Here is a 16403-nt window from a genome sequence, read left to right as displayed (position 1 = left end):
TGGGATAAACGACTGACATGCAAGTTGCGCAGCCCCCGTTCTATTTCGGGCCAAGTGTGGACCCGATCGGGCAACGGGGTGCTGATCAACAACACCGCCATTGCCGAGCCCTCGTATAGCGAGGAAAGATACATCGTCAGGCTCTATTCGATCCCCGCTCCCGGTGGGGTGGACGAGTCGAATATCAGGGTCCACTGCCCCATCGCTGCCCATTCGGATTGTGACGATATCGTTATCCGCTGTTGGGAGGATGACGGCACCTTGCACGAGGGCAGTATGGAGACCGTCGAAAGGGGGAGCGTCGAGCATTTCCAAAGCCAAAGGCTCGAAGAGTTGATCGGGCATCGATGGCAAGGGATGGGGCTTTCATGCCACTTGGCCTCGTCGTTTTATATCAGCGCCCAGATTCTGACGCGTACCGGAGGCAACGCTCTGGTCAACAACAGCGAAGTCAGCATGCACTGATAGCCGCCCGAGCCACCGGTGGGCTTGCCGGTGAAGGCGGTCTGTTGAAAGTGCAAAAGACGCTTTGAGAAGGGCAAGGCCGAATATTTTCGTAAAGCGTCGGGCTCTGCGGGCAAGGCGGGGCTTTGGGCAAGGAAAGAGGCTCGCATGCCGGATCATTTCCGTTTTTCCTACCAAGGCTCGACCCGAGGATCGACAGGCCGAGCGCGAGCAAGCGATCGATGGTCCGCTGCCGATGATGCTTCGACAGCGGCGCCGGTCAACCCTTTGCTGGCGACGGCGGTTTTCGCAATCACCTTTTTTCTCCCGATCACCTTACCGATGGGGATGGCCGAGGCGTGGGTGCAGTGGAGAAGCGAGAGCGGGGAGCCCCTCAAATGGGATCGGCGCGAGATCGAAATGGAGGCGCGCCTCGGAGGAAACGAAGGCGCTACCTGTTTGCCGAGAGCGGAAGGTGTGGAGCTTTATGAATTCGGCCCTTGCTGGGAGGATGTGGTCCGAAGCGCCGCCGATCAGTACTATCGAACCGACGCCAGATTGCGCATCGATATCACGAGTTCGCCTGCCGAACGAACATGCATCATCGGTGATGGAACCAACACCATCACCGTCGGGGATACCTATTGCGGCTATGCCTTCGGCGATCGCAGCGTGGCGATCGCATTCAATCGCTACACCATCAAAAACGGCATCATTTTGGAAAGCGATGTCGTTTTCAATACCGCCGTGACTTGGAACAGCTATTCGGGCCCCAGGCGAAGGTTGTCGAATGACACCATGCTTTTCGACATGCACCGCGTTGCCATCCACGAATTCGGCCATACATGGGGGCTTTATCATCCGGATGAATCGGGGCAGACGGTGGCTGCGATCATGAACTCGGCGGTCAGCGATATCGATCGTTTGCAACCCGATGATATCGAGGGGATCTTGGCGATCTACGGTAGCAAGGGCATTTCGGCCGGGGCTGCCGATCCGCCCCGAGTCGTGCTCCAAGCCATCGCCCCGATCACCGCCGAAGATCGGTCCACGATCCGCATTCGCTGCGAGGACGAGCAGAGCGATTGTCCGGTTTTTCTCGATTGCACGGATCAGGGGAGCGGCCGCGCTTTTTCCGGTGCCTTGTCCGATCAAATCCCCGCCGGAGGGTCGTTTGCTTTGAGCTCCGCCGATATCGTGCGCATCACCGGTGGCACCCCTTGGGATAAACGACTGACATGCAAATTGCGTAGCCCTCGCGATGTTTCGGGTCAGGTGTGGACCCGATCGGGCAATGGGGTACTGATCAACAATACCGCCGTTGCCGAGCCCTCGTATAGCGAGGAAAGATACACCGTCAGGCTCTATTCGATCCCCGCTCCCGGTGGTGTGGACGAGTCGAATATCAGGGTCCACTGCCCCATCGATGCCCATTCGGATTGCGACGATATCGCTATCCGCTGTTGGGAGGATGACGGCACCTTGCACGAGGGCAGTTTGGAGACCGTCGAAAGGGGGAGCGTCGAGCATTTCCAAAGCCAAAGGCTCGCCGATCTGATCGATCATCGATGGCAAGGGATGGGGCTTTCGTGCAAGTTGGTCTCGTCGTTCGGGATCACCGCCCAGATCCTGACCCGTACCGGAGGGAACGCTCTGGTCAACAACAGCGAAGTCGGTCGTCTTCCCATGCAGCGATAGCCGCCCGAACAACCTGTCGGATTGTCGGTATCGCGGAATTTGCGAGCGCGATCTTCGTGGATTCGAGATGGTGATATCGCCAAACTGCGCGGTTGAAAGTGCAAAAGACACCTCGTGAAGGGCAAGGCCGAATATTTTCATAAAGCACAGGGCTCTGCGAGCAAGGCGGGGCTTAGGTCAAGGAAAGGGGCTAGCCGGCATGCCGGATCATTTCCGTTTTTCGTACCGAGGATCGAAAGGCCAAGCGCGAGCAAGCGATCGATGGTCCGCTGCCGATGATGCTTCGACAGCGTCGTTGGGCAGCGCTTTGCTTGCGATAGCGGTTTTCGCAAGCATCTTTTTTCTCCCGATCATCTTACCGACGGGGATGGCGAAGGCGTGGGTGCACTGGAAAAGCGATAGCGGGGAGCCGCTCAAATGGGATCGGCGCGAGATCGAAATGGAGGCGCGTTTCGGGGGGAACGAAGGCGCTACCTGTCTGCCGAGAGCGCAAGGTGTGGAGCTTTATGAATTCGGCCCTTGCTGGGAGGATGTGGTCCGAAGCGCTGCCGATCAATTTTATCGAACCGATGCCGGATTGCGCATCAATATCACGAGCTTGCCTGCCAAACCGAGATGCATCATCGGTGATGGAACCAATACCATCACCGTCGGTGATACCTATTGCGGCTATGCCTTCGACGATCGCAGCATAGCGATCGCCTTCAATCGCTGGAACTTCGAAAGCGGCGTCATGCGGGAAAGCGATGTCGTTTTCAATACGGCAGTGACTTGGAACAGCTATTCGGGTCCTGGGCGAAGGTTGTCGGATGACACCGTTCTTTTCGATATGCACCGCGTTGCCATCCACGAATTCGGCCATACATGGGGGCTCGATCACCCGGACGAAGCGGGTCAGGAGGTGGCTGCGATCATGAACTCGACGATCAGCAATATCGATCGTTTGCAACCCGATGATATCGAGGGGATCATGGCGATTTACGGTAGCGAGGGCCGGCCGGTCGGGGCTGCCGACCCGCCCCGAGCCATGCTCCAAGCCATCGCCCCGATCACCGCCGAAGATCAGTCCACGATCCGCATTCGCTGCGAGGACGAGCGGAGCGATTGTCCGGTTTTTCTCGATTGCACGGATCAAGGTAGCGGGCGCGCTTTTTCCGGCACCTTGCCCGATGAAGTCCCTGCCGCCGGGGTTTCCGTTTTGAGTTCCGCCGATCTGATGCGCATCACCGGCGGCACTCCTTGGGATAAACGACTGACATGCAAATTGCGCAGCCCCCGTTCTATTTCGGGTCAAGTGTGGACCCGATCGGGCAACGGAGTGCTGATCAACAACACCGCCATTGCCGAGCCCTCGTATAGCGAGGAAAGATACATCGTCAGGCTCTATTCGATCCCCGCTCCCGGTGGTGTGGACGAGTCGAATATCAGGGTCCACTGCCCCGTCGCTATCCATTCGGACTGCGACGATATCGCTATCCGCTGTTGGGAGGATGACGGCACCTTGCATGAGGGCAGTTTGGAGACCGTCGAAAGGGGGAGCGTCGAGCATTTCCAAAGCCAAAGGCTCGTCGAGTTGATCGATCATCGATGGCAAGGGATGGGGCTTTCATGCCACTTGGTCTCGTCGTTTTATATCACTGCCCAGATTCTGACGCGGACCGGAGGGAACGCTCTGGTCAACAACAGCGAAGTCAGCATGCACTGATAGCCGCCCGAGCCACCGGTGGGCTTGCCGGTATCGCGAAAGCCTTCTCAGTTGAAAAGACGATCGATGGGTCGGGGGAGATTCGAAGATCAAAGGGATTTTCGATCCGGTTGGGTGCCTACGCAGATCCCGGATCGAAATCCGCAGCGCTTGGGAGTGCGAAGGGACATCGAGGAGGTATCGCCCTCCCGCCCGTTTGAAAGCGATCGATATCTCATAAGAGGGCGGCATTCAAAGCGCAAAAAGCGCTTATCGAGGGGCGGGGCCGAATATTTCCGTAGCGCCTTGGACTCGCCGAGCAAGGCGGGGGTCTTGGCAAGAAAAGAGGCTCGATATGCCGGATCACCTCCGTTTTTCGCACCGAGGCTCGAAGCTCGGGCTTGCGCTCGGGCGATCGCCCCGGCCGACAAGGGCGAAGCCGACCCCGGCGGCGGATTCGGACTCTTTGCAACCTTTGAATGTCGATGGCATCGATGCCCTCGGTGCAAGGGGTTTTGGCAGTGCGAGCCCGGCGGTTGCGGGCAACTCATTGGCGGGGCGCCGGCGATATGCGCCCTCGATCTCGCCGATTCCCCGGTGGCTTCGATGATGCAAAGACGGTGAGAAGGCTTCTATCGTTCGCAGCGCCCGATGCGAGCGTTTCGCGCTTGTTATTCGGCAACCGAACCTTTCTTGCGGTCTGGGGTACCGGTGCTTTGGTCGGCATCGTGCGGTGGCTCCAGTTTTTGGCGCTGGGGATCCACACCTTCGAGATCACCGGCTCGCCCTTGCTCGTTTCCCTGATCCCGCTTTTGTGGATGCTGCCGTTGGCCTTGTGCGGCCCCTTTGTCGGGGTTTTCGCCGATCGCAGCGACCGCAAGCTGCTGGTGCTCGTCTCGCTGACGATCGCTCTTTTGTTTTCGTTGGCGATGGCCGTCGCCGCCGCCCGTCTATCATTCGGCTTTTGGCCGGTGGCGCTGGCCTCGTTCGTCGGCGGGATGCTCTGGGCGACGGATATTCCGGTGCGCCGCCGTCTGCTCGGGGATGTCACGAAGGCCGAAGATCTGGCCCCGGCGATGAGTCTGGATTCGGCGGCCTCGAGTTCCACCAGAATGCTCGGGCCGGTGCTCGGCGGTGTCGTTCTGGAATGGTTCAGTTTGAGCGGGGTCTTCATCTTAAGCACGGCCCTTTTCGCTATCTGCGTGGTGGCGATCGCATCGATTCCTTCTGCGAAAGATGCGAGGAAGCTTAGGGTGCGAGGCGGGCATTTCTTCGGCGAGCTGATGTCGGGTTTTCGTTTCGTCATCGAGGATGCGAGGCTTCGTTGGATCTTTTCCATCACCATCGTCTTCAACCTGTGGGGCTTTCCCTTCACCTCGATGATTCCGGTGGTCGGGGCCGATATCCTCGGACTCGGCCCGGCGTTGATCGGCCTCCTTTCGAGCGGCGAGGGTTTGGGCGCCTTCATCGGCGCCATCGCCTTGGCTCTTTTTGCCCGCCCCCGTCAATTCGCGGTGATCTACCATTTCGGGACCGCGATCTATCTGCTCTTGATCGGGATCTTGGGGTTGATCTGCCTTTCCTTCTCGGCGGGCGCCGAGGACGAGACCGGCACCCTCGCCTCCTTTCTCGTGGCGATGATGATCTTGTTGGCGATCGGGCTTGCCGGGGCTTGTTTCTCGGCGATGCAAAGCGCTCTTTCCTACCTCAACGCTCCGGCGGAATATCGCAGTCGTATCCTCGGGGCGTTGACGCTTTGCATCGGCACCGGACCGATCGGTTTTTTGCATATCGGTTGGCTCGCCGAGAATTTCGGCCCGTCGATCGCTTTTTTGATCAACGCCGCAGAAGGCCTGCTGGCACTGTCGATCCTGCGCCGACTGAGCGGCGGCGCACCGGCGTCGATGGCCCTTTTCGGCGCCCCGCGCTGAAATCCCGGCGCGCAGCGCATGTTCGCTTCCGGTTTTCGGTACCCTATAGGGGTTCGCTTCTTTTTCCATCGCATTTCCATCGCGATCTCTTGCCCTGTCGCTCGCTATCGGGCACACTGAACGGCTTGCGTTTCGTCGCCCCTTTTTCGTCAATACCACTCAATAGGATCCAAGAAGATGCAGATGACCTCTCAAGAAGCCTTCGTCGAGACCCTCAGAATCAACGGCGTGAAGGTGGCCTTCGGAATCGTCGGTTCGGCTTTCATGCCGGGGCTGGATATATTCGCTCGCGCCGGCATTCGCTTCGTCGATGTCGCCCATGAGCAAGGCGCAGCGCACATGGCGGATGGTTACTGTCGCGCCGGCGGCGAAATAGCGGTATGCATCGCCCAGAACGGTCCGGGGATCACCAACTTCGTCACCGCCGTGGCCGCCGCCTACTGGAACCACACCCCGATGATCGTGATCACCCCGGAGACCGGCGCCAAAACCCAAGGCCTCGGGGGGTTTCAGGAAACGCGCCAGTTGCCCTATTTCGAGGAAATCACCTGCCATCAGGAAACCCTCGCGCATCCATCGCGGATTGTGGAATCGCTGAGCCGCTGTTTTCAGCGCGCCCGTCAGCACAGTGCGCCGGTGCAATTCAATATCCCCCGCGATTATTTTTGCCAGATCATCGATGTCGAGATTCCGCAGCCGATCCTCCCCGGTCGTCAGCCCGGCGATACCGAGATCGTGGCCCGCGCTGCGGATCTTCTGCGGCAGGCGAAATTCCCGATGATCGTCGCCGGGGCCGGGGTGGTGCTAGGAGATGCGGTGGACGAGTGTCGGCGGCTCGCCGAATGCTTGGAGGCTCCGGTCGCCAACAGCTATTTGCATAACGACAGCTTTCCTGCAAGCCATCCTCTGGCCGTCGGTCCGCTCGGCTACCAAGGCTGGGAATCGGCGATGACATTGATCAAAGATGCCGATGTGATCCTCGCCTTGGGCACCCGACTCAATCCTTTCAGCACCCTGCCGCAGCACAATATCGATTATTGGACGGGGAAGGCGCGCATCATCCAAGTGGATGCGAACCCCGACATGCTCGGCTTGGCCAAGCCGATCGATATCGGCATCTGTGGCGATACCCGAGCGGTGGCCTTGCAGCTCGTCGACGCCCTCGAAGGGCATTCCCCGGGCGAAGCGGGGGAGCGGCGCCGCAACGCGATCGCCACCGCAAAATCCGCTTGGCTGCAAAAACTTGCGGGTTGGGATCACGAGGAGGACGATGCCGGCAGCCAGTGGAATGCGAAGGCGCAAGCGGCGGCCCCGAATCGAATGGCGCCGCGCCAGGCATTGCGGGCGATTCAGGACGGTCTGCCCCCGGATGCGATGGTCTCGACCGATATCGGCAATATCTGCGCGATGGCCAATAGCTATCTCCCCTTCGAGCAGCCCAGGAGCTTCCTCGCCCCCGGGATGTTCGGCAATTGCGGCTATGCCTTTCCCGCCATCATGGGAGCCAAGCTCGCCTGCCCGAATCGCCCGGCCGTGGCCCTCGTGGGAGACGGAGCCTTCGGGATCAGCCTCAACGAGTTGCCGACCTGCGATCGGATGCAGATCCCGGTCACCATCGTCGTTTTCCGCAACGAGCAATGGGGGGCGGAGAAGAAAAACGATATTCTTTGGTTCGACGAGCGTTTCGTCGGCACCGAGCTCGGCGACGACTTCAGCTATGCCGAAGTGGCCAAGGCTTTCGGCCTGGAGGGGGTGCGGGTCGAATCGATGGAGGCGTTGAGCGAGGCGATGCGGGCGTCTTGCGCCGCTCAAGGTGAAGGTCGGACCACCTTGATCGAGGTGGTGGTCAACAAGGAACTCGGCGCTCCCTTTCGTCGAGATGCGATGCAAGATCAGCGCTGCTTGTTGCCTCGTTATGCGGAGCTCACCGTCTCTCGCTAAGACGCAAGCGTTTTTTTCGGCCGAGGAGGGAGGGATTCGTCCTTGCCCTTGCTTCCTCGGCCATCATCGAAACGATACAAGGAGGAATTCCCATCATGCCACTGCTCGAAGCGGGCGACCGAGCCCCGGCATTCTCGGTCTCGGATCAGCAAGGCCGGACCGTCTCGTTGGATCGACTGGCGGGAAAATGGGTCGTTCTGTGGTGGTATCCGAAAGCCGATACCCCTGGCTGAACCTTGGAAGGCAAAGGGTTCCGTGATCGATCCCATGACTTCCAAGAGAAAAACGCCGTCGTTTTGGGGGCCAGTTTCGATACCCCCGAAGAGAATCGGGCTTTCAAGGAAAAGTTCGATTTCGGCTACGACCTGCTTTGCGATACCGACCGAACAACGGGGGTCGCCTACGGTGCCGCCGATGATACCGCCGCCTCTCATCCGAAGCGTATCAGTTACCTGATCGACCCCGAAGGGATGATCGTCAAGGTCTACGATCCGGTAAAGCCTGCGGATCATCCGACCGAAGTCCTTGCCGATCTCGAGTCCCTCGCATGAGAGCGTTTTTTATCCGCAGATGCAAAAAGGGGTGTGTCGGTGGCGATAGCGAAGATCATCGACCAAGGCCTCGATCTTGAACGAGGGTGCGAATCGCTTGCAACGCCAAGCCTTGACCCCGATCCTCGGGTTCGTTGAAATTCCTTGCCAGGAGCCACTTCGGATGCGTAAATACCTGCACGATCCGACGGCCGTCAACCTGATCCGGCAGGCCGCGATCCGGCAATCCGATATCTACGCCACGACGCTCATCGACGCCAAGATAAAGGGCGATCAGAAGATGTTCGACAAAGCGCGAGAAAGGATCGATATCGCGGCCTCGGAAGGTGCGCGGGCCGCCATGTTCGCGATGGATGCTGCGGATACCGCCATCGCGCTGTTCAACGAACTCGAGGATCACCAAGAAGAGCGAGGTCTTCAGGCAATCAAGGAGTTGAAGAAAAAGAGCGACGACGATGGCGACGAGGAGGAAGACGAGGACGATTAGAAGAAGCGATCGAAAAGGCGCATCGAACAAACGCCGGGCATGGCCTCGATCCTCCGTAGCCCGACCATCGGCGATGCGGCTTTTTGTTCGCAAAGCAAGCGCCCGATTCGAAGCGCGCGTTTTGCAACGGCCTCAAGATTCACCTTGCCAAGGGCGGCGGCATCGCTGATAAGAGATAGCCAAGACCACATTGGACCGAAGAGCGCCCGAGATGAGTCATCGGCGCAAGGCCGGGCGAGCGCTTTCCTCACGGCTCGTCATTCGACGCTCCATTGTTGACCAGGATACCGGCGGTGCGGGTGAGCGCTTGTACGGTGATGCTGCCATCGGATTGCACCTCGCAAGACAGACCCAAGCCCTCCCAGCGATGGTCGATCAGCTCCGCCAATTCCTCGCTTTGCAGATGCCGCACCCGGGCCACGGGGATGGTTCCCAGCGTCGCCTCGTGCAAGGTCCCGTCGTCCTCGGCGCATTCGAGCCGGGTATTGGTACATTCTTCGTTGCCGGCGCAGCGGATGCGAAGGTTGGATTCATCGTCGCCGCCCGGTGCGGGGATGGAGTCGATATCGACCCCTTCATAGCGACGGTATCGATCCCCTTCGGTATATGCGAATCGACGGCTTTGCGCGAAAGCGCCGGTGTTGACGAGCATACCGTCATCGGAACGAATCCAGAGTTGGGCGCTGAATTTCCGGGCGCTCCCGATATCGCAAGCAAGGCGCCCCTTGCCGGACCAATCGCCGACGCTATCGGCAATCTTTCTCGCATCGAGGGCGATACTCCCTCGGGCCGGAATGGCTTTCGAAACCCAACCGGAAAAGACTCGATCCTCCTTCGGGGTGGTGCACTCGAGCCAAAGTTTGCAGTCTTGTTCCCGATCTTCGCAGCGCACGCGAATCAAAGCCCGATCCCGGGCGGCGGGCGGCGGGATTGCATGGATCCGCGCTTGATAGGCCAAAACCGGCCTTTCGAATTTTTGGGGGGCCGAAGACGATCCGATGGAAAAAGTCTTGACTGTCACGAACTCCCTCAGATAGTCTTCCATGGTCTCTTCGATGGTATATTCAATACCCTTTTCATTATTTCTGCGTACGGTGATCGAGGCCAGAGGATCACCAAATACATCATTTAAATGTTCCAAGGGATGGTCGATCGAAAAGACTTTCTTGGTATCTCCAACGACGATATCAATTTGTACATTTTTAAGGTAAGGATAAAAATTTTTCCTAGTATGTGTATTATCGGTCAAATAGATACCGACACGATAGTGAGTATCGTAGTCCAAATTTTGTATACACGGCAGGGTAACCGTTTCCGGGTTCTTAAGAACGGGATCGGAATCAAGATCATTATATCCTCTATCCAGAAAATAACTAACATAGATAGAACTGGAACGTACAGATTTTATTGCTGAGTTAATGATAAGCCATACCGCCGCATGAGATGCTTTTCGAGGACGATCTCTATGAACGGAAATGGTAATTGGGTATTCACTTTTCTCCTTCCAAGGAAAAGCCATATACAGGAAGCGGCTCTGGATCATATTATTGATAGACCATCGACTCCATAGCCTTGGCGACCCAAGGACATTCGAATAGTAGGATGGTAAAAATCCGTGATTGAGCCAATCCCTATGATCGTTGAATATCCCGGGATCGTTGTCGACATTACCCCGAAGGGTGTTCGGAGCAAGAAAACGAAGCGCGTTGATGACGCGATCATCTTCGGCGGTAATATATTGAATCGGATATAAAGACCCATTACCTCGCTTATTATAAAGCGAAGAGGGGAAGGCGATATTTATTTTATCGATATAATTTAAATAGTCCCATCGTTCATCCCATAGACTTTGCACGGCGGCGTTGGCAATCAGCCCGCCTTGGCTATGGGCAACGACGATGACCTTTTTTCCCTTTTCCAAATCCCTTCGAAATCGTTCGGCATGTATCAGATGCTCTTCGTCGCTTGCCCCTCCGGGTTGGATCTGCGGCAAACGAGAAGCGATTTCCGAGGCCATCGTTTTCGACAACGCATCGACATTCAACGAACCCGGTTTTTCTCCGCTCAGCAGCTTCCAAAAGGTCTTGTCTTCGTTATCCTCCTTGGATTTGAGTCTGAATGTTTTTAAGATATCGCGAAACAGACCGTGCGTTTGGTTATAGGAAAGTTTGAATTCGCGGTTATTAGCCGGATTCTTGCCCCATTCCTCTTCGAGGGCTTCTCTGGCCTTGTCCGCATCCTTATAGGAGGTCAAGATGCCGTTGATATAATAAAAAACGGTGGTCGGTATCTTGCATGTCCCATCGGCAAAAACGCCGTCGTAGGCCTTGGCCGAGAAGAAAAACAGCGAAGAGACGAGGGCGGCGATCATCGGGATCGCGATATCTTTCATCGGGTTCATCGTTCTTTCCTCGAGGGTCATTCGTCGCAAGGGTCTCCGACCGGGGCGCCGGAAACGGTTCCCGACATGGCTTCGTTGAAGCGGATATAGGCTTCGCTGCGGGCCGGGGTGTTGACGGTGGTATAGGTGATGAACGATCCCGCATCATAGGAATCGTGGCGGAGCCTGTCCGAAAGACACGAGACGCTGCGTCTGATGCGATGCGCCGCCTCGTCGATGGCATCGGGGTCGAGCGTATCCCCGGCCACCAATGCCAACTGCGTCGCTCTTGCGTCTTGCATCAATGCGCTCAGTTTCGCAGCGGTGACGGTCGGATGCCGTTTTCGAATCTCCTTTTCGACATCGTCCCTGACCCCGTTTTGATTCGTATCCGGGCCTTGCACTTCCTTCGATGCCCTCCAAGGAAAAATCTCCGTCCAGGGCAAAGTCGTCGTCGGTGGTTCGGTGGGCGTTGATTCGGGCAAGGGAGAGACCGCCGGCGGTGGTCCGGGGATCGGCGAATCACCGCTTTCGATGATGGCGCCGTTGTTGATCAAGACCCCGGTACGGGTGCGCGTCAGAACCTGTACGGTGAAGGGATTGTCCGAGTGCAACTCGCACGACAAACCCATGCCTTCCCAGCGATGACCGATCAGATCGGCCAACTCATCGCTTTGCAGGTGGCGGACATGGGCGGCGGCGATGGTGCCCAGACTCGCTTCGTGCAAGGTGCCGTCATCCTCGTTGCAGGCAAGCCGAGTACGGGTGCAGTTCTTTTCGTCGGCGCAACGAATCCGAATATTGGATTGATCGGCCTGCTCGGGAGCGAGGATGGAGTGAATCCCGGCGATATGACCTGCATTTCGGGGCAGGCGTCGACTTTTTTCCAGCGCGCTGTTGTTGATCAGCCGCCCTTGGGAGCGTGTCCAAACTTGGGCGCCGATCCGACGATCGCTGCGGATGGCGCAGGCAAGACGTCCTTTGCCCGACCAGTCGCCGGTGATATCGGCGATTTCCTGTGCCTCGAGGCTCACGCTCCCGCGCGCCGGAATCGCTTCTCGAACCCATCCTTGGAACCTCGAGCCGTCCGCGCCTGAGGTGCAGTCGAGCCGAGCGCGGCAGCGCTCATGCCGATCCTTGCAGCGGATGCGTAGCGTTGCGCGATCTTTCGAAGAGGGCGGGGCGATGGCGTTGACCCATGCCCGTATCGGCGGCTCGGCATCTGCCGCAGCACCGGCCAGAGGAACTGTCCAGAGCAAAAAGCAGCAAAAGCACGTTCGAATCATCTTCATGGTCGTCCTCGTTTTATCTTCGAATGCGTTTCGATGACGCTAGGGGTCGCAGATCCTCGAAAAATCGATACGGTGCACCCTTGGCGCCGACCGTTTTCCTCCCGAGTCTTTGTTTTGACTACCGAAGATGGTTTTTGTTTTCTTGGGAGATCGATTTTTTTGTCGACCCATCGAAAAAGCCGCAAGACAAAGGCGATCGATCCCTTCGAGCGCAAATAAAAGCCCGCGCTTTTCCCGCCGGGCAAGGCCTTCCACCCCCTTCTCGATCCGAGGTTGGCGATCGACGAGAGGCGAGGAGAACAAAAGCACGAACGATATCGAGATAAAGGGATAAAAGCGCGTATTTCCAAGGCCTTCGCAACCACCCAATCGCCTTCTCGACCCCGATAAAGATCGGAAAGAGCGACGACTCGAGATCCAAGGGCAATCGACGCCGGCGATAGCGAAACCTGCTTACTGCCGAAAAAATCGGGTCAGAGCGACACCGGTCTCACGCTATCTTGACTACTGCAAATCACCGCTTGGAGAAGTCCTTGATTATCAATATTGGAGTGATATGAATAAATCCATGAAGCAGTATCGATTGGGTGATGGCTAGCACTTTTAGGGGAGTGTGCTGCCGACAAATCCGGGCGATGCCGGTGTTTCCTCGGCCGCTTCGGTTGTAATGCAGGTATCGGGCTTTGAAATCATGGATTCGTCTCCTTGCCCATCTCCTTGTCAAATAGACGTTGATCGACTCTTTCCCGATCATGTCTTCATATACTGTGAGAAAGGATATATCGAGGGTGCCGATCCGATCACTCACCTTATTCGAATCGCAAGGTGAGATCGTTGACTTGGCGACCGCAATGCTTGGACGACCGATGGTGATAGATACTGTTGTATATGCGTTTGGGCGACGCCTACACGCTCTTGGTGGTTCGTAGATACCGAATTCTTGCGCGAACATATTCGCGCTGCACTAGTGAGCACATCGTCTGAAAATTTCTCGAAATAACTGTATCGAGCCGAGAACGAATCGATCTCTCGAAATGCATCTTTTTAGTCCGATTCAAAATAATCCAGATCGATTTTCTTCATTTCATAAGTTTTATCGACTTGGCAGCCAACGTTGTATTCAATCATCAGGTCGGCCAGTTTGTTGGCATCGATCGGAATGATATTCAAAGTTTCGGCCGCATTAATGGCGTTATCGGTAAACGAGGAGGTCGTTACAAATACTCCTTTTTTGACATTTTTTAGTTGTAAAGAACCGCTGAAGTCTCGGATGTGTTTTTCGGCTATTTTATTTTCCGGTGCGTAGAGTTTGGCCTGAAGATAAATTTTATCGATGCCTAGGCGGTCCTGAAGGATGACGCCATCTAAACCGTGATCTCTCGGTCCACCGGTGATTTCACCTATGTCGCCATAGCCCATTTTCATCAACAGGTCGACAATTAATCTTTCTAAAAACTGCGAATCTTCCCTGCGAATACGAATCAGTAGATCTTCCGCAAGTGATTCGTTTATTTTATTGAAGGCTTGTTCGATACTCTCCTCCGGTGTCATAGACTGCTCATCGGAGATCGTCGATGCTTCTTCTCTATCCTCCGAAGGTTTTGTTCTGCGACTTCTGGATTCTTGAAATGAATCGGATTTCTTTAAAAATTTGATATCGATTTCATATTTTGACTCGAGAGCTTCCAGCCCTCTATCGGTAATTTCAGAATGTCCCCACTTGGTTGTTCTCAATAACCCGGCCTTCGTCAGATAGGTCTTGGCCCAACTCACGCGATTGAAGAGTTTGGTCTGACGTCGACTGGGGACCATCTCTCTCTTTTCTTCTTCGCTCAGGTTGAAAGATTCACCTATCTCAGAGGAGACATCTTGAAGCCGTCTTTCCTTTTCGCGGTAGGCTTCGAGCACCGGACGAAAAAATTCGACAAAACTGGGAATGGACATTTCAAATCATCTCCTTGTAGTGCACCGAGGCGATCGGGGCATTCCATAAGTTATACCGTGATCGGTCTGTTGTCTATCGCATCGCCGATTGTATAGTCTTTGTTTCCCTTGGGGGAGAGCAAGTGGTAGCGATGGGTCGATTTCCAGCCAATTCGTCGGTGATGGGGGGCGAGGATGTCAACGCTGGGCGGAAGGGACCCAAGCGGTGGTGCGTCCGGCGACGTTCAGGTATTCGATCGCTTCGCCCCGGGCCGATCGTGCATTCGGATTTCGTCCCCAGCGGTGGTGAAAGAGCCATGTGCGGGGGTAGCGTTGGCTGTCGGCATCGACCTCGACCGCTTTTCGCACGATGGCGAGAAGCCGGCTTCGCAGTCTTCGGCTTCGGGATTCGGTCAGCGTCGATGCCAGGCAGCGGGGATCGATCCCCGCCTGATACAGGGCTTCGTCGGCGATCCAGTTGCCGACGCCGGCGGCGAAGGATTGATCGAGGAGCAGGCCTTTGATCGCGCGTCGGCGGTGTTGCAGGAGGCGAAAGAATGCCGCGGGATCGGGCATCGCCAGCAAGGGATCGAAGCCGAGATCGGCGATCGGGGCTTCGTTTTCCGGATCGTTTCGCAGCAGGATGCTGCCCAAACGTCGGGCGTCGAACATCGCCAGCTCGCCGCCATCGTCGAAGCGTAAAAGGATCTTGACGAAACGCGGCGGCCATCGGTCCTCTCCCTTGTCGGTGCGAGGACCCGTGCGAAGCGATAGCGGGGCGATCCCGGGCGTCTCGAAGCCTCCGCTCATGCCGAAATGAAAGATCGGATGGGGAGCGGCGTCGAGTGTGAACCAGATTCGTTTTCCCCACCGCCGCACCGCTTCCACCCGCCGACCCTCGAGCGCGCGCCGCCAGCGTCGCGCGCTCGTACCGGCGAAGACGATGGGATCGTCCGTGCAAAAAACCCGCACCACCGTTCGCTTCTCGGCGATGCGTTGGGCGAGTCGCCGTCCTCTTTCGACTTCCGGCAATTCCGGCATCGCTCATCCTTTACACTTTTCGCTTGCTCGGCGTTGCGAGCGTCGGGATACGAAGAGAGTGATCGACGATTGACGATCAACCGATTCGATAGTCATCGCCACCGACAAGCGGGGCGATGAATGGAGGATCCAAGCCATGAACCAATCACGAAGCGAAGGCTGGAAGGAGTCCTACGAGCGGGACGGCTTTCTCTCGCCGGTTCGGATCATCGAACAAGCCGAGGCGGCGATGCATCGCCGACACCTCGAGGATGCCGAGGCGCGGCTCGGACCGCTGCATTACAAGGCCAAAGTGCATACCGTCTTGCGCTCCCCTTTGGCGCTCGCCTTGCATCCCAAGGCCTTGGATGTGGCGCAAAGCATTTTGGGGCCGGATATCCTTCTTTATAACGTCAGCTATATCATCAAGGAGCCCAAGGGTGAATCCCATGTCTCTTGGCATCAGGATCTGACCTATTGGGGATTCGATGGCGACGAGCAGGTATCGATGTGGCTGGCCCTTTCCCCGGCATCGATATCGAGTGGCTGCATGCGAATGATCCCCGGCAGCCATCTTCGGGGACAGATGCCTCATATCACCGGCAACGACGAAACCAATATTCTTTTTCAAAGCCAGTCGGTCGAGGATGTCGACGAAGCCGATTGCGTGCAATGTCCCTTGGCTGCGGGCGAGGCATCCTTCCATCACGGTCGCACGCTGCACGCCTCCACCCCGAATCGCAGCGACGATCGACGCATCGGCCTCAATGTTCAGTATATCTCTCCGCAGATGCGGCAGACCAAGCACGATGCCGATACCGCGCTGTCGGCGCGAGGACGGGATCGTTTCGGTCATTTCGGCGAGGATATTCCGGCCACGGTGGATTGCGATCCGGCGGCGCTGCTGCGTTGGCGCGAGTTGGACGAAAGGCATCGATCGATTACGGCTACGAGCTGAAAAGGCGTCGAGCGGGGCGATGAAAGCGTCTTTGGATGATCCGAAGCCGGCTTGCGAGGTCGTGCTCGGGGTTCGAGATCATTCAACCGCCGCC

The 16403-nt window shown here is 56.9% G+C and carries 12 protein-coding genes; 8 read left to right on the top strand and 4 right to left on the bottom strand.

Features of this window, described 5'->3' with window-relative positions; translation table 11 throughout:
- From BF99_RS21265 to BF99_RS0116190, 7 genes are all read left to right on the top strand, one after another.
- Positions 1-465 (top strand): hypothetical protein (locus tag BF99_RS21265; RefSeq protein WP_197019191.1); only part of this gene is annotated, 465 nt, incomplete at its 5' end.
- A gap of 147 nt (positions 466-612) precedes the next feature.
- The gene (locus BF99_RS0116225) at positions 613-2142 is read left to right on the top strand and encodes a matrixin family metalloprotease (RefSeq protein ID WP_025771854.1); all 1530 of its coding nucleotides are present in this window, start codon (positions 613-615) and stop codon (positions 2140-2142) included.
- Between the two features lie 295 nt (positions 2143-2437).
- On the top strand, positions 2438-3847 hold the full coding sequence (locus BF99_RS0116220; RefSeq protein ID WP_025771852.1) for a matrixin family metalloprotease: 1410 nt from the start codon (positions 2438-2440) through the stop codon (positions 3845-3847).
- A 464-nt stretch (positions 3848-4311) separates the two neighbouring features.
- Positions 4312-5757 (top strand): MFS transporter, encoded by a 1446-nt coding sequence (locus BF99_RS0116210; RefSeq protein WP_197019189.1) that lies wholly within the window; start codon positions 4312-4314, stop codon positions 5755-5757.
- Between the two features lie 183 nt (positions 5758-5940).
- A complete protein-coding gene (gene xsc, locus BF99_RS0116205; protein WP_231471419.1) occupies positions 5941-7698 on the top strand; it encodes a sulfoacetaldehyde acetyltransferase in 1758 nt (585 codons plus the stop codon).
- A gap of 95 nt (positions 7699-7793) precedes the next feature.
- Positions 7794-8249, top strand: coding sequence for a peroxiredoxin (locus tag BF99_RS21260; RefSeq protein WP_231471417.1), 456 nt, complete (start codon positions 7794-7796; stop codon positions 8247-8249).
- 76 nt (positions 8250-8325) lie between these two features.
- The gene (locus BF99_RS0116190) at positions 8326-8736 is read left to right on the top strand and encodes a hypothetical protein (protein ID WP_025771846.1); all 411 of its coding nucleotides are present in this window, start codon (positions 8326-8328) and stop codon (positions 8734-8736) included.
- 247 nt (positions 8737-8983) lie between these two features.
- On the opposite strand, the gene BF99_RS0116180 is transcribed toward BF99_RS0116190, so the two are convergent.
- The 4 genes from BF99_RS0116180 to BF99_RS0116155 form a co-directional block, all read right to left on the bottom strand.
- Positions 8984-11137 carry a hypothetical protein gene (locus tag BF99_RS0116180; protein WP_156013399.1) on the bottom strand — a complete coding sequence of 718 codons (2154 nt, stop codon included), beginning with the start codon at positions 11135-11137 and terminating at the stop codon, positions 8984-8986.
- A gap of 17 nt (positions 11138-11154) precedes the next feature.
- Positions 11155-12402 carry a hypothetical protein gene (locus BF99_RS22180; protein WP_156013397.1) on the bottom strand — a complete coding sequence of 416 codons (1248 nt, stop codon included), beginning with the start codon at positions 12400-12402 and terminating at the stop codon, positions 11155-11157.
- Between the two features lie 1050 nt (positions 12403-13452).
- Entirely contained in the window at positions 13453-14352 is a 900-nt protein-coding gene (locus BF99_RS0116160; RefSeq protein WP_025771839.1) for a restriction endonuclease, read from the bottom strand.
- Positions 14353-14529: 177 nt separating this feature from the next.
- Entirely contained in the window at positions 14530-15372 is an 843-nt protein-coding gene (locus BF99_RS0116155; protein WP_025771837.1) for a DNA-formamidopyrimidine glycosylase family protein, read from the bottom strand.
- Positions 15373-15508: 136 nt separating this feature from the next.
- On the opposite strand from BF99_RS0116155, the gene BF99_RS0116150 reads away from it, so the two are divergent.
- Positions 15509-16309: a phytanoyl-CoA dioxygenase family protein gene (locus BF99_RS0116150; protein ID WP_025771835.1), complete on the top strand. Its 801-nt coding sequence runs from the start codon at positions 15509-15511 to the stop codon at positions 16307-16309.
- Positions 16310-16403: the final 94 nt, after the last annotated feature.

Source organism: Thioalkalivibrio sp. HK1, from assembly GCA_000583135.1.
Taxonomy (GTDB): domain Bacteria; phylum Pseudomonadota; class Gammaproteobacteria; order HK1; family HK1; genus HK1.
Note: the sequence above shows the minus strand (reverse complement) of the source record. Positions and strands in the feature narration are given on the sequence as shown.